At 61.1% G+C, this 678-nt stretch carries 1 protein-coding gene; it reads left to right on the top strand.

Annotation, left to right across the window (positions count from 1 at the left end; translation table 11 throughout):
• Window positions 1-678 (top strand): immunoglobulin-like domain-containing protein (locus QSV36_RS14655; RefSeq protein WP_353853241.1); only part of this gene is annotated, 678 nt, incomplete at both ends.

Below are 678 nucleotides of genomic sequence, written 5' to 3'. Positions count from 1 at the left end.
GGCACTGGCCCACGATCTGGTCGTAACCCTGAGCAACAACGCCCAGGTCACTATCAAGGCCGGCCAGACCAGCGCAGCGTACGAGCACGCAGCTCAAGGTGATGACGTCTACAACGATGCCGGCGAAATCAGCCTGGGCATCAAGTCGGCTGTGGACGTCGATGGCCGTGCCTTCGAAAACCTGCAGCTGGGCGATGCGGCCACGGTTCAGGTCACCGACACCACTGACGAGGTGGTGGCCAAGTTGACCGCGACACCGTCGGTTACCGAAGGTGGCGACATCACCTACACGATTACGCTGACCAACAAAGACGGTCTGCCGATCAACAACCACTCGGAGCTCTACTTCAAGCTGACCGATGGTACTACCGTCGTCGTGGCCGCCAACAGCACCACGGGCTCAGCCACCGCAGCCGCCCCGGACAACGTCTATGTCGGTGCCAACCAACCGGTGGTCAATGCCATCGAGGCGGTCAGCGGTGCGGATGTCTGGAAGTTCGAAAACCTCAACCTGGACAAGACGCCTGTAAGCACCACTGTCACCGACGAGCCGGGTACCCCGGGCAACGAAGGCGACCTGGTCAAGGTCACCATCACCGCCGACCAGCCTTCGGTGGCCGAGAACGTCAAACCGACCTTCACGGTAAACATCAACCAGGCACTGGCCCACGATCTGGT

The sequence above is a fragment of the Pseudomonas sp. BCRC 81390 genome (assembly GCF_030341915.1).
GTDB lineage: Bacteria > Pseudomonadota > Gammaproteobacteria > Pseudomonadales > Pseudomonadaceae > Aquipseudomonas.
Note: the sequence above shows the minus strand (reverse complement) of the source record. Positions and strands in the feature narration are given on the sequence as shown.